Below are 21,830 nucleotides of genomic sequence, written 5' to 3'. Positions count from 1 at the left end.
CGCTACACCCCCAGCGCGCCGAGCGCCGCGTCCATGGCGAAGACACCGCCGAGGCCGAGGACGGCGAGGACCGTCGTATAGGTGGTCCGGGCCTTGATGGCGTCCAGGACGGACAGGTTGAAGTACTCCTTGAACATCCAGAAGCCCGGGTCGTTGACGTGGGAGAAGGCGATGGAGCCGCAGGACACCGCGAGGACCATCAGTTCCGGGTGGGTGCCGCTGTTGGCGACGAGCGGTGCCGCGATGCCCGCCGCGGTGGTCACCGCGACCGTCGCCGAGCCGAGTGCGATGCGCAGGATCGCGGCGATCAGCCAGGCCAGGAGGATCGGCGAGATGGTCCAGCCGTGCGTGAACTCCTTGATGTAGTCGGCGATCCCGCCTTCCACCAGGACGTTCTTGAAGGCGCCGCCGGCGCCGATGACCAGCAGGATCATCGCCATGGCCTTGGCGGCGTCGCTGCAGGAGGCCGCCACGTCCCCCAGCGAGCGGCCGATGCGCGGCCCGAACGCCCAGGCCGCCAGGACCAGGGTGAGCAGCAGGGCGACCGGGGCCGAGCCGAGGAAGGCGACCAGCGGCATGCCGGCGTGGTGTTCGCCGATGACCATCTCGGCCACCGAGGCGCCCGCGATGAGGACGACCGGGAAGAGCGCGACCGACAGGGACCAGCCCATGCCGGGCATCTCCTCGTCGGTGAACGCGCGGTCGCTGACGAGCCCCTTCGGGATGGACGGGTTCATCCGGCGGACGAAGGCGAGCCGGGGCCACAGCAGCGCGATGAGCGCACCGGCCGGGACGGCGATGAACAGGCCGAAGAAGAGGGTCTTGCCGATGGAGGCGTCGAAGGTGGCCGCGACGGCGGTCGGGCCGGGGTGCGGGGGCAGGAAGCTGTGCATCGTGGACAGCGCGATCGACATCGGCAGGCCGATCCACAGCAGGTTCTTGCCGGTCACCCGGACCAGGGTGAACGCCACCGGCACAATGATCACGAAGGCCACTTCGTAGAACATGGTGACGCCGATGAGCATGGCCGTGACCACCATGGCGACCTGGACCCAACGGTCGCCGAACCGGTCGGCCATCGTCGTCGCGATCCGCTGGGCCGCACCGGAGTCGCCCATCACCCGGCCGACCATAGCGCCGAGCCCGATGACGAGCATGGTGTCGCCTATCTGGCCGCCGACACCTTCACCGAGTACGTCGGGGATCTTCTCCAGGTCGATTCCCCGGATGACTGCCACGGCCACCGCGACCAGCAACAGAGCGATGAACCCGTTGAGCTTGAGCCGGGTCATCAGGAAGAGCAGCGCCACCACGCTGAGCGCCACGACGAGCAGGGGCATATCACTTCTCCCTTGAAGTGATGCCGGGACGCGGACCGCCGGAGCCAATGCCCGGCCGACCCGGGATCCCGGGTGGTGAGTGGAGGGAAAGGCTGTGCCTGCGGGGGGTCAGCGGACGAGGGCCGGCTTCTTCGGGTCGAACTCCCAGCCGGGCAGGAGGTACTGCATGCCCGCGGCGTCGTCGCGACCGCCGAGACCGAGGCCGTGGTACAGCTCCTCGGCCGCGGCCACGCGGTCCAGATCGAGGTCGACGCCGAGGCCGGGGCGGTCGGGCAGGGCGATGGCACCGTCGCGGATGGCGAGCGGCTCGCGGGTCAGATGCTGGCCGTCCTGCCAGATCCAGTGTGTGTCGATCGCGGTGATGTCGCCGGGCGCGGCGGCGGCGACGTGGGTGAACATCGCCAGGGACACATCGAAGTGGTTGTTGGAGTGCGAACCCCAGGTCAGTCCCCATGCGTCGCAGAGCTGGGCCACCCGCACCGAGCCGTTCATGGTCCAGAAGTGCGGGTCGGCGAGCGGGATGTCGACGGCGTCGGCCTTGATCGCATGGCCGAGCTGTCGCCAGTCCGTCGCGATCATGTTGGTCGCGGTGGGCAGGCCGGTGGCGCGGCGGAACTCGGCCATGGTCTCGCGTCCGGAGTAGCCGCCCTCACCGCCGCAGGGGTCCTCGGCGTACGCGAGGACGTCGCGCAGGCCGCGCCCGATCTCGATGGCGTCCCGCAGCGGCCAGGCGCCGTTGGGGTCGAGGGTGACGCGTGCTTCGGGGAAGCGCTCGGCGAGGGCGGTGACGGCCGCGGCCTCCTCCGGGCCGGCCAGCACGCCGCCCTTGAGCTTGAAGTCCTGGAATCCGTACCGCTCCTGGGCGGCCTCGGCGAGCCGGACCACGGCCTCGGGCGTGAGCGCCTCTTCGTCGCGCAGCCGCAGCCAGGCGTCGTCGGCGTCCTTGTCGTGGCGGTAGGGAAGGTCGGTGCGGCCACGGTCGCCGACGTAGAAGAGGTAGCCGAGCACGGGAACGCTGGTGCGCTGTACGCCTTCGCCCAGCAGTGCGGCGGTCGGCACACCGAGGTGTTGGCCGAGCAGGTCGAGCAGTGCCGACTCCACTGCGGTCACCGCGTGCACGGTGACGCGCAGGTCGAAGGTCTGGGCGCCGCGGCCGCCCGCGTCGCGGTCGGCGAAGCGCTCGCGTATCGCGCGCAGCACGGCGTGCGGGTCCCCGACGGACCGGCCGACGACCAGGTCGCGGGCCTCCTCCAGGGTGGTGCGGATGCCCTCTCCCCCGGGCACCTCGCCGACGCCGGTACGGCCTTCGGAGTCGGTGAGCAGCACCAGGTTGCGGGTGAAGTAGGGGGCGTGCGCGCCGCTGAGGTTCAGCAGCATGCTGTCCTGTCCGGCGACCGGGATGACGCGCATCGCCGAGACGACGGGCGTACCGGTGGGAGGTGTGCTGGTGTTCATGATGCGGTGCCTTTCGGGGCGGGGTGCGGCGGGTGTGCGCGGCGGCGGCTCAGCCGTCGATACCCCGGATGAGGGCGGTGAGCTGCGTCAGCTCCGCCGGCTCCAGGTCGGTCAGCGGCGGCCGGACGGGCCCTGCCGGGTGGCCGGTGATCTGCATGCCCGCCTTGACGATGCTCACCGCGTAGCCCGGCTTGCGGTCGCGGATCCGCGTGTAGGGGAGGACGAAGTCGTGGAGCATGCGCAGCACGTCGGTCCGGCGGCGGTCCCGGACGGCGGCATAGAAGTCGAGCGCGAACTCCGGCAGGAAGTTGAAGAGGGCCGAGGAGTAGGTCGTCATGCCGACTTCCAGGAGCGGCAGGGCGTACGTCTCGGCCGTCGGCAGGCCGCCGATGTAGGTCAGGCGCTCGCCCACGTGGGAGTAGAGGCGGGTGAGGGGGTCGATGTCGCCGACGCCGTCCTTGAAACCGATCAGGTTGGGACAGCGCTCGGTGAGGCGGGCGACGGTGTCCGGAGCATAGACGGCGTTGGACCGGCTGTACACGATCACACCGAGGCGGGTGGCCCGGCAGACCGTCTCGACGTGCGCGGCGAGGCCGTCCTGCGAGGCTTCGGTGAGGTACGGCGGGAAGAGGAGCAGGCCGTGGGCGCCGGCGCGCTCGGCCGCCGCGGCGAACTCGACCGCGGTGGCGGTGCCGTATCCGGCGGGGGCGATGATCGGGGTTCCCGCCGGCGCGCTGTCGACGGCGGCGGTGACGACCCGTGCCACCTCTGCCGGGGTCAGCGAGAAGAACTCACCGGTGCCGCCGGCCGCGAAGAGCCCGGCCACGTCGTACTTCCCGAGCCGGGCGATGTTCGTGCGGTACGCGTCCTCGTCGAACGAGCGGTCCTCGGGCCTGAAGTGTGTCACCGGGAAGGACAGCAGGCCGGAACCGAGGCGGCGGCCCAGTTCGGCAGGGGTGTGGTCGGTCATGGCAGGAGGCTCCTGGGTTGCGCGGAGACGTGCGGCTCACGCGGCTTCCCGGTTCTGGGCGTGGCCTGCCCACGACTTCCGGAACTTCCGGGCGGGCGGGGGCGATGGCCCGTGCGCCGGACGGAAGCCGCTTCGATTGCTGGCCGGAACGTTAAGAGCCTGTTGCGATGCGGGTCCAACACCATTTCGGCATGCTGCGATACCCGGGGCGCATCGTTCGGAGCGCCTGGTGAGACCGTGTCTCACCGGTTCGGCGCCGGGGTGCCCGGGGCGTCGCTCACAGGTGCCGGAGGAGCGCGTGCAGGGCCGGGTTGTCGTTGGCCTTCCGCCACACCAGGTGCAGTTCGACGGGGGTGGGGTCGGGCAGTTCGAGCGGCCTGAAGGTGATGCCCGAGAAGCGCATCTGCGCGGCGGCCTCGGGGACGAAGGCGATGCCCCAGCCCGCGTTGACCATCGCCAGGAGGCTGTGGACCTGGCTGAGGTACTGGGTGAAGCGCGGGGTGACACGCGCGGCCCGGAAGATGCTGACCAGCAGTTCGTGGAAGTAGCGGGCTTCGACCGGGGAGTACATCAGGACGTCCTGCCCGTCGGACTCACTGATGCGCAGCGGGCCGTCCGTCGCGCCGAGCGGATGGTCGCGGGGTACGGCGGCCAGCAGGCCTTCGCGGATGGCGGGGCGGGTCGCCAGGTCGGGGCTCGTGCTGGAGGGGCGGATCATGCCGAGGTCGAGCGAGCCCTCGGTGATCGCTTCGAGCTGGTCGCGGGTCACCTTCTCCCGCAGCACTATCTCCGTGAGCGGCATGGTGGAGCGGGCGACGTCGAGCAGTGTGCCGAGCGCGGAGTAGGCGCTCGCCGCGGTGAAGCCGATGGCGATGGCCCCGGCCTGTCCGGCGGAGACCTGCTTGGCGGAGAGGGTGGCCGCCTCCGCCTGGCGCAGGATGTTGCGGGCTTCGTTGAGGAAGGCGCGGCCGGCGGGTGTGAGGCGTACGGTGCGGTTGGTGCGGTCCAGCAGCTGTACGCCCAGTTCGTGCTCCAGCAGCTGTATCTGGCGGCTGAGCGGAGGCTGGGTCATGCGGAGGCGTTCGGCGGCTCTGGTGAAGTGCAGTTCCTCGGCCACCGCGACAAAGCTCACCAACTGCACGAGTGTGAACACCGATACCCTCCAGGTATTGGATCATCCAAAAACTGTGTTGGACGTGGATCAATCGCTGACCCTAGCGTCAGGAAAAACCCACGGCGAGCCGCCCCTCCCCTGCCGGCGCCCGGCCAGGAGAGGGCTGCTGCCCGTGCCTCCGGGGCCCGGCGGCCACCACGGCCGGGCGCATCCGCATCCACCCACGACCCCAGGGACACGAAGTGGTGACCATGACGCACACAGCCACCTCCACAGCCGGCCGTCACGGCGAGGCGACGCTCGACACCATCGCCTGGCTCAGACTCTCGTCGGTCACCCTGCCGCTGGCCACTCCGATCAGCGACGCCAAGGTGCTCACCGGACGGCAGAAGCCGATGACCGAAGTGGCCTTCCTGTTCGTGGAGATCGAGACCGAGCAGGGGCACCGGGGCATCGGCTTCAGCTACTCCAAGCGCGCCGGCGGCCCGGCCCAGTACGCACACGCCAAGGAGATCGCCGACGAGCTGATCGGTGAGGACCCGAGCGACATCGGCAAGCTGTGGACCAAGCTCGTGTGGGCCGGCGCCTCGGTGGGGCGCAGCGGAGTCGCCACGCAGGCCATCGCCGCCATGGACGTCGCCCTGTGGGACCTGAAGGCCAAGCGGGCCGGGCTGCCGCTGGCCAAGCTGCTGGGCGCGCACCGTGACTCGGTGCGTTGTTACAACACCTCCGGCGGGTTTCTGCACACCCCCACCGAGCAGGTCCTCGACAACGCCACCGCCTCGCTGGCCAGTGGTATCGGCGGCATCAAGATCAAGGTGGGGCATCCGGACGGCAAGCACGACCTGCACCGTCTGACCGCCGTGCGCGAGCACATCGGGGACGACGTGCCGCTGATGGTCGACGCCAATCAGCAGTGGGACCGCCCCACCGCCCAGCGCATGGGGCGGGCCATGGAGGAGTTCGGCCTGGCCTGGATCGAGGAGCCGTTGGACGCCTACGACGCGCAGGGACACGCCGCCCTCGCGGCCTCGCTGGACACCCCGGTCGCCACGGGCGAGATGCTGGCCAGCGTCGCCGAGCACTACGAACTGATCCGCCTCGACGCCACCGACGTCATCCAGCCCGACGCGCCGCGCATCGGCGGCATCACCCAGTTCCTCAAGCTCGCCGCGCTCGCCGAGCACCACCACCTCCAGCTGGCCCCGCACTTCGCCATGGAGATCCACCTCCACCTCGCCGCCGCGTACCCCATCGAGCCGTGGGTGGAGCACTTCGACTGGCTGGAGCCGCTGTTCAACGAGCGCCTGACGATCAGCGACGGGCGGATGCACGTGCCCGCGCGCCCCGGCCTGGGAATCACCCTCAGCGAGCAGGCACGCGCCTGGACGCAGGCCACCCACGAGGTCGGCAAGCGCCCCTGAACCACCGCACCGACCGACCGCCGGCACCTCATCGCCGGTGCGCACCCGCCCGGCGCGGGCCCCGCTGACCCGGTCGGCGGGGCCCGCGCCGTCGTCGTGCGCGGAGTTCCCGGCCGCCCACGGCCGCCGATGATGCGCGCAGGGTATTGATGAATGCCAAAACGGTGTTGGACCGGCATGACTCGGGACTCGTAGCGTCGGTACCAGCACCTCGCTCGCGGCACGGCCGCGCTTCTCACCACCTCACAGCGGAGTTCACGGATGACGTCCTTCAGCCCGTCCTTCAGCCCGTCAGAGCTCGGCCGGCGCATCGGCTCGGGCCTGCTCTCCTTCCCCGTCACCCACTTCAAGGCCGACGACCTCTCCTTCGACGAGGGCGCCTACCGCGGCAACATCGAGCGGCTGGCGAAGTACGAGGTCGGCGGTCTCTTCGCGGCGGGCGGGACCGGTGAGTTCTTCTCCCTGACCGCCGCCGAGACGGAACAGGTGGTGACCGCGGCGGTGCAGGCGGCCCCCGAGGGCACGCCCATCCTCGCTCCGGCCGGCTACGGCACCCGTACGGCCGTGGAGTACGCCGAGGCCGCCGAGCGGGCCGGAGCCGACGGCATCCTGCTGTTCCCGCCCTACCTGACCGAGGCCGGGCAGGAGGGGCTCGCCCAGCACGTGGCGGCCGTGTGCCGCGCGACCTCCCTCGGTGTCATCGTCTACGGCCGCGCCAACGCCACCTACACCGCCGACACCCTCGCCCGTCTCGCGGACACCTGCCCCAACCTCATCGGCTACAAGGACGGCACGGGCGACATCGACGCCATGACCCGCATCTACACCCGGCTCGGCGACCGCCTCACCTACGTCGGCGGCCTGCCCACCGCCGAGACCTACGCCCTGCCCTACCTCGAACTCGGCGTCACCACCTACTCCTCGGCCATCTTCAACTTCCTTCCCGGCTTCGCCCTGGAGTTCTACGACGCCGTCCGCGCGCGCCGGCACGACACGGTCCGCACCCTGCTCAAGGACTTCGTCCTCCCCTACACCGAGATCCGCAACCGGCAGCCCGGCTACGCGGTCAGCATCGTCAAGGCCGGCATGACCGCCACCGGCCACAGCGCCGGCCCCGTACGGCCCCCGCTGACCGACCTCACGCGGAGCGAACTGGCCGAACTCACCGAGCTGATCGGGAAGCTGCCGGCCACCGCCGCCTGACGCACTTTCACCCACCCCTGTACAGAAGGACGAACTCCAGGTGACCGCAACACCCGCCCACGCACCCGAAGGCCTGCCGCAGGGGACGATGTTCATCGGCGCCGAGCCCGTCACCGCCACCGGTGCCGGCCTCCGCTCGCGCGATCCCCGCACCGGCGACGAGCTCGACCCCGCCTACCCCACGGCCTCCCCCGACGACATCGCACGGGCCTGCCGGCTCGCCGACGAGGCCTTCGACGCCTACCGCACCACGGACCCCGCGCAACGCGCCCGGTTCCTGGAGCGCATCGCACACCACCTGACGCTGGCGGGCGACGCCCTCGTCGAACGCGCCCGGCTCGAAACCGGGCTCTCGGCCGCCCGGCTCGCCGGAGAGGTGGTCCGCACCACCGGCCAGCTGCGCATGTTCGCGGCCGTCCTCGGCGCGGGCAGCTGGCACGGTGCCCGCATCGACCCCGCCCAGCCGGACCGCCGCCCCCAGCCACGCCCCGACATCCGGCAGCGCCGTATCCCGCTCGGGCCCGTCGCCGTGTTCGGCGCCAGCAACTTTCCGCTCGCCTTCTCCGTCCTCGGCGGCGACACCGCCTCGGCGCTGGCCGCCGGCTGCCCCGTCGTCGTCAAGGCCCACGAGGCCCACCTCGGCACCTCCGAACTGGCCGCCCGCGCGATCCGCGCCGCCATCACCGACACCGGTATGCCCGAAGGGGTCTTCTCCCTCCTCGTCGGCGCGGGACACGACACCGGCACCCGGCTGGTGACCGACCCCCGCATCCAGGCCGTCGGCTTCACCGGCTCCCGCGCGGCGGGCAGCTCCCTGGTACGGGCCGCCGCCGCGCGCCGTCACCCCATTCCGGTGTACGCCGAGATGAGCAGCATCAACCCGGTCGTCCTCATGCCCGGCGCGCTCGCGGCACGCCCCAACGAACTCGCCGACGCCTTCACCGGGTCCCTGGTGCTGGGCGCGGGCCAGTTCTGCACCAACCCGGGACTGGTGATCGCCGTCGAGGGCGACGGCTTTGACGCCTTCGCGGCGCAGGCGGCGAGCAACGTCGAGGCCGACGACGGTGCCACCATGCTCACCCCGCACATCGCGGAGTCCTACCGGAAGGGCACCGAGGCGGTCGGCAACCACCCCCGCGTGCGCGTCCTGGCCCGCGGTGGCCTGCCCGCCACCGCCGGCGCCGGGCAGGCCGTGCTCCTGTCGGTCGACGGCGACGACTTCTGTGCCGACCCCGACCTCCAGCACGAGATGTTCGGCGCCGCCTCGCTGCTGGTCCGCTGCCGCGACCTGCAGCACGTCGCCGACGTCGTCCGCGCCCTGGAGGGCCAGCTCACCGCCACCGTGCACACCGCCGACGCGGACCTCGACGACGCCCGTACGCTGCTGCCGCTCCTCGAACGCCGGGCCGGCCGCGTCCTGTTCAACGGCTGGCCCACCGGCGTCGAAGTCGGCCACGCCATGGTCCACGGCGGCCCCCACCCCGCCACCTCCGACGCCCGCACCACCTCCGTGGGCTCCCTGGCCATCGACCGCTTCCTGCGCCCGGTCGCCTACCAGAACCTCCCCACCCCCCTCCTCCCCCCGCCCCTCCAGGACGACAACCCCTACTCCGTCCCCCGCCGCATCGACGGCACCCTCACACTGGGCTGATGGGACCACGGGGTCACGGCTGCCGGGTCGTGTAGCGGAATTCCGGGCCGTAGGTGGCTTCGGGGTCGGCGGGCTGCGGGATGCGCATCAGAGTGCGTGCCAACGCGCGCATGCCGGTCATGGCGCTGACCGCACCCCGCAGGGTTGCCAGCCGCCTGCCCTCGTCCGGCGTGCGCCAGGCCGCCTCGAAGGCGCGGAGCATCTCGCTGAAGTAGGCATTGAACTCGTCGAGCAGCACGGCGACCGCCTCGGGGAGCCGGGAGCCGGCTCCCGGGGCGTTCGCCCAGCCACCGGGCGGCACCCTGCCCATGGGGTACACCGGGGGAATGACGACGGGAGGCCCCGAGAATTCCCACGTGCCGGTGCGGTTCTCCAGCTTCCGGCCCCGGCAGATCTCCAGGAAGGCGTAGTAGTGGGCCGGCTCCCCGGCGTGCAGGGGGTACGGATTGACCGGCGAGGCCGAGGTGCCCTCACCCTGTTCCCTGATGATGGTGATCGCCTCGTCCGCCTCCTCCCACGTGCGAAGGGGTTTGATCTCGTTCCCCTTCCCGTGCACGGTCTGGAGGGGCCATTTCAGCTGGTACCCCTTGTCGCCGACCAGGTGCCGGTTCGCGCTCAGGACGCGTTGCGCCTTCTCGTAGAAGGCACCGATCGAGGAGTAGCCCTCTCCTTGGGATGAGACGACCGGGTGGTCGGTCTTCTCGATCGCCGCGAACAGGCCCGCGGCTTCCCTGTCGAGCTTGCTCAGGTGGACGGTCAGGCCGCGGTTCACACCGCCGGGCAACGGCCCCGGATACGTGGGCAGCTGTGCCGGGTCGGTCAGGACGGGGGTGCCGCCGATGGCGCTCAGCAGGTTGCCGACCAGGCCGAAGTGCGACATCTCGTCGAACATCACCTCCCGGACCGCGTGGTGCACGTCCGTCGTGGACCGCGCGTCCTTGATCGACCAGACGGCACAGGCGTACGGCGGAATGGTGGCGAGCTCCAGCATGAGCGCCATCTGCAGCGCGTCCTTCAACCACTGCTCCCCGCACTTCTCGTCGTCCACCTGCAAGAGTTCGACGACGGCGTTGCTCCGGTGGGCAAGGTGCGTCATGGCACATCCCCTCCCCTGCCGGTCCTGCGTCGGGGCCTCATGCGGCGGCCTCGATCTTCGCTTTGATCAGCTGCATCTGGGTCGCGGTGTTGCGGTTGAGCCGGTCGGTCATCTGGGCGTCGTCCAGCGGCGCGCCCGGCTTCATCGCGAAGTCCTGGACCCAGCGCATCCGTACACCACCGGGGTGCTGCGCGTACGTCCAGCGGATGTTCATGTACATGAAAGCGCCGGTTTCCACCCGGTGGGCCGACACCGTGCGGTTCGTCGCATCGGTGGTGCGCCGGGAGACCCAGCTCCAGATGGTGCCCGTCTCGTCCGGGTGGAGCGTGAGCCGGAAGGTGACGGTGTCCCCGTCCCGGTCCAGGATCTCGGCCGCGGCGTACTCGCTGAACAACCGGGGCCAGGCGGCCACGTCGTTGGTCATGGACCACACCAGGTCCATCGGCGCGTCGATGACGACCGCGTTGTCCGTGTGCCCCGCCATCAGACCTCCACCTCCGCGAGTCGCGAGACGACGTACGTGACGGCCTCGCGCAGGGTCATGGTGTGCGCCAGATCGCCGTCGGGGATGGTGACCCCGTATTCCCGCTCGATCCGGCTGGAGAGTTCCAGCACCGCGAGGGAGTCGTAGTCCAGGTCGGTGAACCGCTGGTCGGCGAGGTCCTCACCCGTCATGTGGACATCGTCGTTGGCCCCTGCGGCCTCGTAGAGGATGCGCTTCAGATCGTTGACGGTGAAATCGGCCATGGTCGGTTGCCTTTCGGTCGGTTCGGTCAGATCTCGGGGCAGGTGCGGTTGCCCGCCCCCACCACCAGTGCGGAGGTGAAGCCACCGTGGCCGCGGGCCAGCACCAGCGCGCTGGGCGGTCCGATACGCCGCGGCCGGTCCACGACGAGATCGATCGCGTACTCCGGGGCGGCCCGGTCGAGGCCGGGGGTGTGCGGCACCACTCTCGCGCTCAGGGCGAGCAGCGCGGTCGCGACGTCCAGTGCCGCGCCGCCGTAGAGCCGGCCGGTGAGGGCCTTCGGCGCGGTCACAGGTACACCGTCAGCCCCGAACACCTCGTTGAGCGCCCGGGCCTCGGCCCGGTCGCGCCCCGGTACGCCCGAGGCATCGGCGAAGACCGCGCCGACGTCCTCCGGGCCGAGACGCGCGTCGACGAGGGCGCGCCGGATGACCGACGCGAGGACCGGGGGCCGCCCGGAGTCGGCCGGCGGGTCGAACCCGGCGGCGTAGCCGAGGAGTTCGCCGTAGTGTTCCGCGTCCCGGGCACGTGCGGACGCGGCGGTCTCGACCACCAGGAACGCACCGCCCTCGCCCGGTACGAACCCCGAAGCGGCGGCGTCGAAGGGCAGATACGCGCACGCCGGGTCGTCCGCGGTGGACAGCTCGCCGGTCATCGTCTGCGCGACCAGGCCGTACGGGCTCAGCGAGGCATCGGTACCACCGCTGAGCACCAGCTCGGAGCCGGTGTCCAGGAGCCGCCGGGACTGTCCGAGCGCGTCCAGGCCGCCCGCCTGCTCACAGCACAGCACCCCGCACGGGCCGCGCATGCCGTGCCGGATGGAGACCTGGCCGGTGGTGGCCGCGTAGAACCAGGCGATGGACTGGTAGGCGCCAACCCATTGCGGTCCCCGCTGGTACAGCCGCTCCATCTCGCGCTGGCCGAACTCGGTGCCGCCGGAGGAGCTGGCGGTGACCACCGCCATCGCGTACTCGGGCAGTGCCCCCGGGTCCACGGTGGCGTCGTCCAGCGCCTCCTCGGCCGCGGCCAGCGCGAAGTGCGTGAACCGGTCGGTCTGCGGGACGAGCCGGCCCGGCACCCGTTCGCCGGCCTCGAAGCCCGGCACCTCGCCCGCCACTCGCACGGGACAGCCGGCGGGGTCGAACCGGGTGATGCGGCCCAGGCCGCTCTTCCCGGCGAGCACCGACTCCCAGTGCCGGCGCGCGCCGATGCCCGTGGGGGCGACGACGCCCAGTCCGGTGACCACGGCCGTGCCGCGGTAACCGGTGCGGATTCCGGATGCGCTCATGCCGCCTCTCCCTTGCTGTCCAGGTCGTACCGGCCGAGCACCATGGCGCTCTGGAAGCCGCCGAACCCACTGCCCACGGTGAGCACCCGGTCCATCCGGTGTGCGCGTGCCGTGACCGGTACGTAGTCCAGGTCGCACTCCGGATCGGCCTCGGCGAGGTTGGCGGTCGGCGGGACGGTCTGGTGGCGCAGTGCGAGCGCGCACGCGGCGATCTCCAGCGAGCCGATCGCGCCGAGCGAGTGCCCGATCATCGACTTGATGGAGCTGACCGGCACGTCGTACGCGTGCGGGCCGAGGCTTCGTTTGAAGGCGGCGGTCTCGTGCCGGTCGTTCTGCTTGGTGCCGGAACCGTGGGCGTTGATGTAGTCGATGTCTTCGGGGTCGATCCGGGCCCGGTCCAGTGCGACGCGGATGGCCTCGGCCATCTCGCGGCCGTCCGGCTTCAGGCCGGTCATGTGGAAGGCGTTGCTGCGGCCCGCGAAGCCGAGCACCTCGGCGTAGACCGTGGCGCCCCGGCGCCTGGCGGCTGCCGCCTCCTCGATGACCAGTACCGCGGCGCCCTCGCCCAGTACGAAGCCGTCACGGCGGCCGTCGAAGGGCCGGGAGGCGTGCGCGGGGTCGTCGTTGTTGGGCGTGGTGGCCTTGATGGCGTCGAAGCAGGCGGAGGTGATGGGCGAGAGCGGCGCATCGGTGGCACCGGCCAGCACGATGTCGGCGCTGCCCTCCTCGATGAGCTGGACGCCGTGCCCGACCGCGTCGATACCTGAGGTGCAACCGGTGGAGACCAGCGCCACCGGGCCCTCCGCCCGCGCCTGCCACGCCACCTCGACGGCGAGGGTGCTGGGCACCATGTAGCCGTACAGGTGGGGCACCCCGTAGGAGTGGTCCACCAGCCAGTTCCGGCCGCCGTCGGACAGTACGGCGTACTCCTCCTCCAGGCCCATCGTGCAGCCGACCGCGCTGCCGATGCTGACGCCGACCCGGCCGGGGTCGGCGGCGGGCAGCTCGATGCCACTGTCCGCGACCGCCTCGCGCGCCGCGACGACCGCGAACTGCGCGGCCCGGTCCATCCGCCGGGCCTCCTTCGGGGAGAGGCCGGCCGCGGCGGGGTCAAAGTCGCACTCGGCCGCGACGCGGGAACGGAAGCCGGTGGCGTCGAAGAGGCTGATCGGGCGGGTGGCGGTACGTCCCGCGGCGAGCAGGTCCCAGTAGGCTTCCCGCCCGTGGGCACCGGGCGCCACCACACCGACGCCGGTGAGCACCGCGCGGCGCGTCATCGCCCACCGCCGATGTCCGGGTTCCCGGCCTCGGCGTGCAGGGGGCTTTCGGTGTCCACATGGCCGAGTTCGGGGCGCGGCGCGAGCGGGGACAGGTGGAAGGCGGCCTTCGCCGGTACGTTTCCGGTGTTGACCAGGCGATGGCGTACGCCGATCGGCACGAGAAGCGAATCGCCGGGCAGGAGGGGTGTCGCACGTCCGTCCAGGCTGATCTCCACCTCGCCCTGGACGAGATGGAGGAACTCCTCGGAGTACGGGTGGTAGTGCTCGGTGACGTGTTCCCCGGCCGCCAGGTGCAGCACTCCCCCGAAGCCGGAGGTGCTGCCGGCCGTCTTCGGGCTCAGCGTCACCCGGATGTCGCCGCCGCGTTTGGTGTTGGCCGGCACATCGGCCGAGGAGACCTTGCACGCCTGCCGGGGCTGCCCGTGTGGCCGGGGGCCCTCGGGCGGCGTCCAGGAGTAGAAGGGCACCGCCAGGGCGTCCTTCCGGTCCCGCGAGTCGGGGTCGAACGGCGAAAGGAAGTGGTTCAGGCGGGAGTTGACCTCCTGGAAGAGGGGGTGGCTGCGCGCCTTGTCCAGGTTCGGCTCGAAGTCCTGGTCCGACTCTGCCAGGTGGAAGTACAGGCCGTGGAAGGCGAACAGCGTCCTCCTGGTGACGCCCACCAGGTGCGGCAGCTCGGTGTTATCGGAATCGGCGAATATTGCACGCACGCTCTCGGCGCTCGCGGGGTCCATCTTCGCTACGGTCAGCGTTCGGTACATGGCGGTCTCCCGGTTCATGGGTCATGTCCTCGTGTGCGCGGGCCGGAGCCGGGGCTGGTTCGAGGCAATCGAGCAACGGGCCGTAAATCATGTCCAGTTCGACGACCCGGAGATTCGTCGAGCGAGCCGGGCCGAGGTCAGAGCGCACGGACGGCCACCTCCACCCCTCCTTCGATGGGCAGGGAGAGCGAGACATAACCGTCGTCGTGGCTGAGGAAGCGGGCCAGCGATTCCCCGGGCGGAGGATCACCGGACGGAGGGTCGCCATGTGCCCGGCTTCCCAGGGCCACGATCAGCGCCCCGGGAAGCAGCCTGGGTTCCACCGCCTGGAATACCGGCAGGTGTTCCTCGCCGGGGCAGCCGAGTACCAGCAGATCGACCGGACCGGGCAACCGTCGTAATACGTGCCGGATGTCGCCGTGCAGGACGTCGGCGTACCTCGTGACGCCCGCTGAGCCGAGCGTGCCGGACGCATCCTCCGCCTGCTCGGCGTCGGCCACACAGCCCACGACCCGGCCGCTTCCGTTGTCGCGGAGCGCGGTGGCGATGGACGCCGTCCTGCGCACCGCCGCCGGCCCGCACGCGACCACCGCGGTGGCGCCGGTGGCGAGCACGAGTTGCCGAAGCAGTATGTCCGTCGATTCCTTGTCCGCCTGCGCGGATGGGGCGACTGCCGTGCGGTCGGCGGACTCTTCGGGCATGCGCTTCACATGATCTCTGTGCACTGCGGAGCCTTCCGTAGGTAGGGCGCTTTGCTGTCAGGCGCAACTGGCCACGAGGGCCTGCTCGAATTCGCAGAGCTCCAAGTGGCTCAGCACCGCGCCCGCCATCTGCGGAGAGTCGAGAATGCCGAGGTGGCCGCCCCCGGCGAGGCTGAGGGAATCGGCGTGCCGGCCGTCCGTCGCGCTGGCCAGTGGGACCATGCGATCGGTGGGCGAGCCGATGAGGGACCAGCGGACCCGGCCGCTCGAATACATCGCGGGCAGACCGCGGAGGAATTCCGAATTCACCCGCATCTGCTGGGCGGCCGGGCCGACCCCCGCGCAGGCGAGCGGGGAACCGCGGTGCGGTGTCGCAATGGTGGTGACGCTGATCGGGTCGCCGGTCAGGCCCAGGCGCTGCACGGCATACCGCACGACCAGTCCGCCCAAGCTGTATCCGATGAGATGGACCCCCGGTGTCCCGGCGGCCCGGGTGACAGCGGACACCTGCGCGGCCAGCGCCTCGGCGATCTCCGGAATGCCCGCGCGCAACGAGTCGTAGGCAAAGCAGGTGGTGTTCCGGAAACCGTTCTCGTGCAGCCGGGGCAACAGGGCGTCCCAGCAGCCCAGCGGGGAGAGGTACCCCGAGACCAGGACGACCGGACAGGCACTGTCCTGCGCCGGGCGCGGCAGGCCGGCCGGGCGCGGGAATTCAGGGCGCCGGGTGGCGAAGGGCTGCCTCGGCGCTGCTTTCCTCAGCGTACGGAAAGCGGTCGTCAGGGCGACCAGGGTCGCCTCGGTGGGAACGAGCGCAGCGGCACGCGCGCGCCCTTCCGGGGCGGTCACATTGATTCGCATCTCACCGGCCTCTGAGTTCCTGTCCGACGTCTGCCGTCCGCTGCGGAGGGCCACGCCGCTTCCGGCGCCTTTCGGCGCGGACCCGGAGAGCAGTCCCCCCGCTGCCCTCCGGGAGCTTCCGCGGCGGCGCCTTCATCGTGCTCCCCGGCGTTGCAGGGCTCGTTGCAGTCCTCACTGCAGCGCGAACGGAGCTGCGGGCATGGGTTGTTGAGGCCTGTAAGGGAAAATGACGAACAGGGATGTCATACGTCGGGCGACGGAAGTGCGGCGGGCAGCCACATACGGCAGGATTCAGCGCATCCGCCGCTGAGCGCGCCGGAAGAGGGGCCCTCAGCCTGCGGTGCCGCCGCCGTCGGCGTCGTCCGGGCGATCCGGGCCGAAGGGCTCGATCCTGGGGTTCGCGTAGGGGCCCTGCGTACCGGGCGTTCCCCCGATCCGCGAGCCGGCCTCTTCGGTCACCATGAGGGCGAAGAGGTTCCGGGCGGGGTCGACGGACACCAGGCCGTACGCGGAGTCGACCTCGTCGTCACCCAGCCCGAGCCGCCGCTGGGCACCCTGGAGTGTGGTGCCCGGCGGCAGCGTCACGGTGACGAGGACGGTACGGCTGCCGGGAGCCATGGGTCTCCTATGCGCGGGCGTTGTGCTTGCTGCGTTGGCGCAGTGCCTCCACGATCGCCGCGGTGTTGATGGTGCCGTAGCCGTGGTCGAAGTCGAAGCCGGCGACACCCGCGTCGTTGGCGGTGCGGCGCAGCAGGGTGCGCATCCTGGCCGGCGGCAGTTCCTGGGGCGACAGCCTCGTGCGTACGGCAGCGACGACGCCCGCGGCGACGGGGCAGGCGGCCGAGGTCCCGGAGTCGGGGGTGTCGGGCCCGAGCACCTGTGAACCCTCGAAGTGGGTGCAGGTGGCGATGTCGGGCTTGCGCTGGCTGAGCCGGCCCGGCCCCTGGGAGGAGTAGCCGACCCGCACTCCCCGGGTGTCGACGCCGGCCACGGACAGCACCCGGGGGTGCGAGTTGGCGCCGTTGATGGGCCGGTCGGGGAATCCGCACCGGCCGTCGGGACAGTCACGGCCGCAGTTGCCCGCGGCGAAGAGGATGTCGGCGCCGGCGTTCTCCAGGGCGGCCACCGCGAGGTTGAAGGGGTGGGCACGGTTGTCGGAGTAGTTGCCCGGGTGCCCCGGCGGGAAGTCCCACCGCGGGCTGTACGAGCCCCAGCTGTTGCTGACGACCAGCCCGGTGCGTTGTCCGGGCGGGACCGCCTCCAGCAGTGACCTCAGGTGTGCGTAGGCGGCGATCGCGTCGGAGAGCAGCCCTTCCATGACCGTGGTCCCCTGCCGGGTGGAACCGAGCACGGGAAGGTCGAGGAGGGCGATCCGCCGTGCGACGATCAGCGCGTCGAAGGCGCACATCGTGCCGTGGCGCACGGGGAACCGGCCGAAGGCCTCACCGACCCCGGCGGGCTTCCAGCTGCGCTCGGCGTCGATCTCCACGGCGTTCCCCAGCACCTTCCCCAGGTGTTCGATGTTGATGCCCGTGTCGACGACGGCGAGCGTGACGCCCCGGCCGTCGAGCCCTTCGCCCTTGAGGTCGTCGGTGACGGCGTGCTCGACGTCGTGCCAGTCCCCGACGGGGGCGCCGTCGCAGTTCGGGGTGGTCTCGACGACGGGGTCGGCGGAGATCCCGACGATGTCGGGCCGTGCGGTGGCGAGCGTTGCCAGCCGGCCGGCGACGTCGTAGTCCTGGATCTCACCACGGATCAGGACGCTGGCGTCCTCGGGTGCCATGGAGAACACGAGCGGCTGCTCCAGCGACAGCGGATCACCGCCGGGCGTGGCCGGCTTCGGCTGCGGAACGGGAACCGGCGCGAAGCCGGCGTCCAGGGCGAGGCCGGGAATCGGCCCGGCGACGTCCGCGGCCGGCGGAGTGGCGACATGAGGATCGATGACGGCTGCCATGACATCGCGTTCGGGCCGCATCTGAAAGATGACTCGCATGCTTCCCCCCAGCGCGGAAGCCTCGTGCAGTTGACTGCCGGAGAAATCCCGGCGGTATCGACCGGAGGCCTGCGCGGCCGGGAGCGGTCAGCACAGGACCACGGTTCAATATTTTCTACAACTCCGAGAAATTTCCATCGTATTGCCGGGTGTACCGCCCCTCCATACGCACAAGGGCGTAACGCTTTTAGGAGCGATCGGCCCTTTGTGCGACAGTGCTCCTGCTATGGTGCGCCGATGTCAACGATCAGGCAGTTCCAAGTCACCTTCGACTGCGCGGAACCCGAGCGCCTCGCTCGCTTCTGGTGCGAGGTGTTGGGATACGTCGTACCGCCGGCACCTGAGGGATTCGGCACCTGGGACGAGTACAACCGCTCCCTGCCGCCCGAGCGGCGGGATTCGGGGTTCGTGTGCAGTGATCCCTCGGGCGTGGGCCCTCGGCTGTACTTCCAGCGCGTCCCCGAGGGCAAGGTCGTCAAGAATCGGGTGCATCTTTGTGTGCGGGTCGGCACCGGGCTGGTGGGGCAAGAGCGCCTCGCCGCGCTGGAGGCCGAGTGCGCACGGCTGGTCCCGCTCGGCGCGACACGCTTTCAACTGCTGCTCGCCGACGAGGAGAATGAGTCGTGCCTCGTGATGCAGGACATCGAGGGCAACGAGTTCTGTCTCGACTGAGCTTCCCCTGACATTCCTCAGAAGTGCGGAGCCGGGTCGGCTTCCTTGCGGACCACGTCCTCGCGGTCGAGGGCGGCCAGCCGGGCGCGCACGGTGTCGGCGGCGGGGACGCCGAGACCGGCGTACAGGTTCAGGGCGTGTTCCCAGTGCCGGCGGGCCTGCTGGAGGTCGCCGGTGGCGTGGTCGAGGGCGGCGATGCCCTCGTGCGCGCGGGCCTGCTCGAACCGCTCGCCGATCTCCACGGCCTTGGCCAGCGCGTCGGTGTGCCAGGCACGCGCCACGGTCGTTTCGCCGCTGGACCGCAGGGCTTCGCCGAGGCCGTTGAGCGCCTCGACTTCGCAGGCGCGGTAGCCGGTCTGCCGGGCCAGGTCCAGGGCTCGGCGGTGATGGTCGACGGCTTGCCGGTAGCGACCCTGCCGGCAGTGGACCAGGCCCAGGTGGGTCAGTGTGTAGGACTGGCCGTCGCGGTTGCCGGTCCGCCGGAAGAGGTCCACCGCCCGGCAGAGCTGGTCGATGGCCTGCTGGTAGCGCCGCTGCTCGCAGTGGTCCAGGCCCAGGTGAGTGAGCGCGTAGGCCTGGCCGTTCCCGTCGGCCAGCTGCTCGAAGAGGTCCAGCGACCGGCGGTGCTCGTCGACGGCCCGCTCGTACCGGCCCTGCCGCCAGTGGACCAGGCCGAGGAAGAGGAGGGCGTACGCCTGGCCGTACCGGTTGCCGGTCCGGCGGAAGAGGCCGAGTGCCCGGTCGTGGTGGTCGACGGCGAGCGGGTAGTGGCCCTGCCGCCAGTGGACCAGGCCGAGGTAGGTGAGGGCGGACGCCTGACCGTCGCGGTTGCCGGTCCGCCGGAAGAGGTCCAGTGCTCTGCGGTGGTGGTCGACGGCCCGCGGGAAGTGGCCCTGCCGCCAGTAGACGTAGCCCAGGTGGGTCAGTACGTAGGCTTCGCCGTTGTGGTCACCGTTGTGCCGGGCGGCGTGCTGGGCGTGCGTGTGGATGACCAGGCCGTCGGCGTAGTGCCCACCGGTGTCCAGGTAGCGGAAGAGAGCGGTGGCCAGTTCCACGGCATGGCTGTCCCAGCCGTGACCGGCGGCGTGGGCGCAGACGGCGGCCAGGTTGGCGCGTTCGGCGTCCAGCCAGGCGCGCGCCGCCTCCGGGCCGTCGATCGGCGGCACGGGGGTGGCCGGCGGGGCATGGGTGGGCAGCGGGCGCTGGTCCTCCCGGTGCTGGTGGAGCGTGGTCGTCGCGGTGGTGGCGCTGGCCAGGTAGTGGTCGAAGAGACGGGTCAGCGCGGCGTGCCGGTCGGCGGGCGGGTCGGTGGTGACGGCCAGCTCGGCGGCGTAGGCACGCAGCAGGTCGTGCATGGTGTACCGGTGGGGGCCGGTGGGCTGGATGAGGTGGGCGCGGGCCAGCCGGTCGAGCAGCAGGCCGGCCTGCTCGGGCGTGGTGCCGGTGAGAGCGGCGGTGGCATCGGTGTTCCAGTCGGGGCCGGGGTGCAGGGCCAGCAGCCGGAAGGCCCGGGCGGCCCCGCCGGGCAGGCGCTGGTAGGACCAGGAGAACACCGCGCGCACGTCGGCGCTGGGGTCCTCGTCGTCGTGGAGAAGGTCCAGCTGCCGGTCGGCCAGCTCGGCGGCCAGGTCGGCCAGGCTCTGATGGGGCCGGGCGGCGGCGAGTTCGGCGGTGAGACGCAACGCGAGGGGCAGCCGGCGGCACCGGTCCGCCAGTACGCCGGCGGCCCTGGGCTCGGCAGCCACCCGCGGCCCGATGAGCTGGTGCAGCAGGGCGTGGGCGTCCTCGGCGGGCAGCAGGTCGAGGTCGATGCGGTGGGCTCCGTGCAGGGCCACCAGACCCGGCAGGGCATCGCGGCTGGTCACCAGGGTCGGGCAGCCGGCGGTGCCGGGCAGCAGCGGCCTGATCTGCTCCGGCGTCGCGGCGTTGTCCAGGATGACGAGCATGCGGCGCCCGGCCAGTTCACTGCGGTACCGGGCGGAGCGGTCGGCGACGTCCAGGGGGATGTCCTGGCCGCGCAGCCCCAGGGCGGCCAGCAGGCGGGCGAGCGCCTCCCCGGCGGCCATGGGCTGTTCGGGGTCGTAGCCGCGCAGGTCCACATACAACTGCCCATCGGGAAAGGCCTGTCGTACCCGGTGCGCCCAGTGCACCGTGAGCGCGGTCTTGCCGACGCCCGGGGTCCCGGTGACCAGGCAGATCACCGCGGCCGTCGAGTGCGGGTCCGGGCTCGTCAGCGCGTCCAGTTCCGCCAGCTGGCGCGTGCGGCCGGCGAAGCCCGCGACATCGCCGGGCAGCAGGCACGGGACCGGACGCGGTGGGGACTGCTGCGGCGCGGGCGGCGTGAGAGTCGGGTCGGCGTTCAGTACCGCCTGTTCCAGCCGCTGGAGTTCGGGGCCGGGCTCGATGCCCAGCTCCTCGGCCAGCAGCGTTCGCGTGGTGCGGTACGCCGCGAGCGCCTCGGCCTGGCGCCCCGACCGGTACAGGGCCACCATCAGCCGCTCGCACAGCCGCTCCCGCAGGGGGTGCTCGCGTACCAGACCGGCCAGTTCGGCCACCACCGAGGCGTGCCGGCCCAGAGCCAGGTCGGCCTCGATGCGCTCCTCCAGCACACTGAGCCGGTGCTCCTCCAGCCGGTCCCGCTCGGCGTCCAGCAGCGGACCGGTCAGGCCCTCGCACAGCCGCCCCCGCCACAGGCGCAACGCCGCGTGCAGCGCATCCGCCGCCGTCTGCCAGTCACCGGCGGTTCGCGCCGCCCTCCCCCGTTCGATCTGCTCGTCGACGGTGTCCAGGTCCAGTGCGCCGGGCGGTACGGCCAGTACGTATCCGCTCTCGGTCCAGGTCAGCAGCCGGGACGGGGAACGGGCCGGCCGGTCCGGCTCCAGCACTCTGCGCAGCCCGGCGGCGTGCCGCTGCACCAGATTCACCGCCCGTCCCGGAGCCGCCGTGCCCCACACCGCGTCGATCAGCTTCTCCCGCGGCAGCGGCCGGTTCGCGTGCAGAAGCAGCACGGCGAGCACCACACGCTGCTGCACAGGACCCGGATTCACCTCCTCCCCGTCCCGCCACACCCGCAGCGGACCCAGTGCCTCGAAACGCAACGCCCCCGTTGTCCCGTGATCGCCCATCCTCGCCCTCCCCGCGTGGCAATCCCTCACAAGTTACCCCGGACAGCGCTATATGGACACCCAACGGCACCCATCGGCACGCAACGGACAGCCCTCGGTGACGGACCGCCTCCCCCGTACCCCTCCGACGGGCCCTGTGACCTCAGTCCGCACGCCG

At 71.4% G+C, this 21,830-nt stretch carries 19 protein-coding genes and 1 pseudogene; 4 read left to right on the top strand and 16 right to left on the bottom strand.

Going from position 1 to position 21,830, the window contains the following annotated elements; translation table 11 throughout:
- Positions 1-2: 2 nt before the first annotated feature.
- The 4 genes from ACZ6WH_RS02515 to ACZ6WH_RS02500 form a co-directional block, all read right to left on the bottom strand.
- Positions 3-1,340, bottom strand: a complete 1,338-nt coding sequence (locus ACZ6WH_RS02515; RefSeq protein ID WP_469725398.1) for a gluconate:H+ symporter — start codon at positions 1,338-1,340, stop codon at positions 3-5.
- Positions 1,341-1,448: 108 nt separating this feature from the next.
- Complete coding sequence (gene gudD, locus ACZ6WH_RS02510; protein WP_469725396.1) at positions 1,449-2,795, bottom strand: glucarate dehydratase; 1,347 nt, start codon at positions 2,793-2,795, stop codon at positions 1,449-1,451.
- 49 nt (positions 2,796-2,844) lie between these two features.
- Positions 2,845-3,765, bottom strand: coding sequence for a 5-dehydro-4-deoxyglucarate dehydratase (gene kdgD / locus ACZ6WH_RS02505; protein WP_469725394.1), 921 nt, complete (start codon positions 3,763-3,765; stop codon positions 2,845-2,847).
- Between the two features lie 277 nt (positions 3,766-4,042).
- Positions 4,043-4,918, bottom strand: coding sequence for a LysR substrate-binding domain-containing protein (locus tag ACZ6WH_RS02500; RefSeq protein WP_432850210.1), 876 nt, complete (start codon positions 4,916-4,918; stop codon positions 4,043-4,045).
- A 212-nt stretch (positions 4,919-5,130) separates the two neighbouring features.
- Here ACZ6WH_RS02500 and ACZ6WH_RS02495 point away from each other — a divergent pair, with 212 nt between their 5' ends.
- The 3 genes from ACZ6WH_RS02495 to ACZ6WH_RS02485 all read left to right on the top strand — a co-directional run bounded on the left by ACZ6WH_RS02495 (position 5,131) and on the right by ACZ6WH_RS02485 (position 9,157).
- A complete protein-coding gene (locus ACZ6WH_RS02495; protein WP_469725391.1) occupies positions 5,131-6,303 on the top strand; it encodes an L-talarate/galactarate dehydratase in 1,173 nt (390 codons plus the stop codon).
- Positions 6,304-6,564: 261 nt separating this feature from the next.
- Positions 6,565-7,506, top strand: a complete 942-nt coding sequence (gene kdgD / locus ACZ6WH_RS02490; RefSeq protein ID WP_469725389.1) for a 5-dehydro-4-deoxyglucarate dehydratase — start codon at positions 6,565-6,567, stop codon at positions 7,504-7,506.
- Between the two features lie 40 nt (positions 7,507-7,546).
- Positions 7,547-9,157, top strand: a complete 1,611-nt coding sequence (locus ACZ6WH_RS02485) for an aldehyde dehydrogenase (NADP(+)) (RefSeq protein ID WP_469725387.1) — start codon at positions 7,547-7,549, stop codon at positions 9,155-9,157.
- Positions 9,158-9,170: 13 nt separating this feature from the next.
- Here ACZ6WH_RS02485 and ACZ6WH_RS02480 read toward each other — a convergent pair whose 3' ends face one another.
- The 11 genes and pseudogenes from ACZ6WH_RS02480 to ACZ6WH_RS02430 form a co-directional block, all read right to left on the bottom strand.
- A complete protein-coding gene (locus ACZ6WH_RS02480) occupies positions 9,171-10,253 on the bottom strand; it encodes a ferritin-like domain-containing protein (protein ID WP_469725385.1) in 1,083 nt (360 codons plus the stop codon).
- A 37-nt stretch (positions 10,254-10,290) separates the two neighbouring features.
- Positions 10,291-10,737, bottom strand: a complete 447-nt coding sequence (locus ACZ6WH_RS02475; RefSeq protein ID WP_469725383.1) for an SRPBCC family protein — start codon at positions 10,735-10,737, stop codon at positions 10,291-10,293.
- Positions 10,737-11,000, bottom strand: a complete 264-nt coding sequence (locus ACZ6WH_RS02470; protein WP_469725382.1) for an acyl carrier protein — start codon at positions 10,998-11,000, stop codon at positions 10,737-10,739. The genes ACZ6WH_RS02475 and ACZ6WH_RS02470 overlap by 1 nt, the downstream gene beginning before the upstream one ends.
- Positions 11,001-11,026: 26 nt before the next feature.
- Positions 11,027-12,286 (bottom strand): ketosynthase chain-length factor, encoded by a 1,260-nt coding sequence (locus tag ACZ6WH_RS02465; RefSeq protein WP_469725380.1) that lies wholly within the window; start codon positions 12,284-12,286, stop codon positions 11,027-11,029.
- Positions 12,283-13,563 (bottom strand): beta-ketoacyl-[acyl-carrier-protein] synthase family protein, encoded by a 1,281-nt coding sequence (locus tag ACZ6WH_RS02460; RefSeq protein WP_469725378.1) that lies wholly within the window; start codon positions 13,561-13,563, stop codon positions 12,283-12,285. The genes ACZ6WH_RS02465 and ACZ6WH_RS02460 overlap by 4 nt, the downstream gene beginning before the upstream one ends.
- Complete coding sequence (locus ACZ6WH_RS02455) at positions 13,560-13,949, bottom strand: cupin domain-containing protein (RefSeq protein ID WP_469726225.1); 390 nt, start codon at positions 13,947-13,949, stop codon at positions 13,560-13,562. The genes ACZ6WH_RS02460 and ACZ6WH_RS02455 overlap by 4 nt, the downstream gene beginning before the upstream one ends.
- 75 nt (positions 13,950-14,024) lie before the next feature.
- Positions 14,025-14,324, bottom strand: a pseudogene (locus ACZ6WH_RS02450) (TcmI family type II polyketide cyclase); the annotation flags it as partial.
- 137 nt (positions 14,325-14,461) lie between these two features.
- Positions 14,462-15,025, bottom strand: a complete 564-nt coding sequence (locus ACZ6WH_RS02445; RefSeq protein WP_469725377.1) for an O-methyltransferase — start codon at positions 15,023-15,025, stop codon at positions 14,462-14,464.
- Positions 15,026-15,082: 57 nt separating this feature from the next.
- On the bottom strand, positions 15,083-15,883 hold the full coding sequence (locus tag ACZ6WH_RS02440; protein ID WP_469725376.1) for an esterase/lipase family protein: 801 nt from the start codon (positions 15,881-15,883) through the stop codon (positions 15,083-15,085).
- A gap of 330 nt (positions 15,884-16,213) precedes the next feature.
- Positions 16,214-16,501, bottom strand: a complete 288-nt coding sequence (locus tag ACZ6WH_RS02435; protein WP_432850229.1) for a hypothetical protein — start codon at positions 16,499-16,501, stop codon at positions 16,214-16,216.
- Between the two features lie 7 nt (positions 16,502-16,508).
- A complete protein-coding gene (locus tag ACZ6WH_RS02430; protein ID WP_469725373.1) occupies positions 16,509-17,876 on the bottom strand; it encodes a S8 family serine peptidase in 1,368 nt (455 codons plus the stop codon).
- Between the two features lie 237 nt (positions 17,877-18,113).
- Here ACZ6WH_RS02430 and ACZ6WH_RS02425 point away from each other — a divergent pair, with 237 nt between their 5' ends.
- Positions 18,114-18,548 (top strand): VOC family protein, encoded by a 435-nt coding sequence (locus ACZ6WH_RS02425; RefSeq protein ID WP_432850235.1) that lies wholly within the window; start codon positions 18,114-18,116, stop codon positions 18,546-18,548.
- A 17-nt stretch (positions 18,549-18,565) separates the two neighbouring features.
- Here ACZ6WH_RS02425 and ACZ6WH_RS02420 read toward each other — a convergent pair whose 3' ends face one another.
- A complete protein-coding gene (locus ACZ6WH_RS02420; RefSeq protein WP_469725371.1) occupies positions 18,566-21,673 on the bottom strand; it encodes an AfsR/SARP family transcriptional regulator in 3,108 nt (1,035 codons plus the stop codon).
- Between the last annotated feature and the right edge of the window lie 157 nt (positions 21,674-21,830).

The organism is Streptomyces sp. NPDC050806 (genome assembly GCF_055586425.1).
This window is presented reverse-complemented; position numbering and strand designations above follow the sequence as displayed.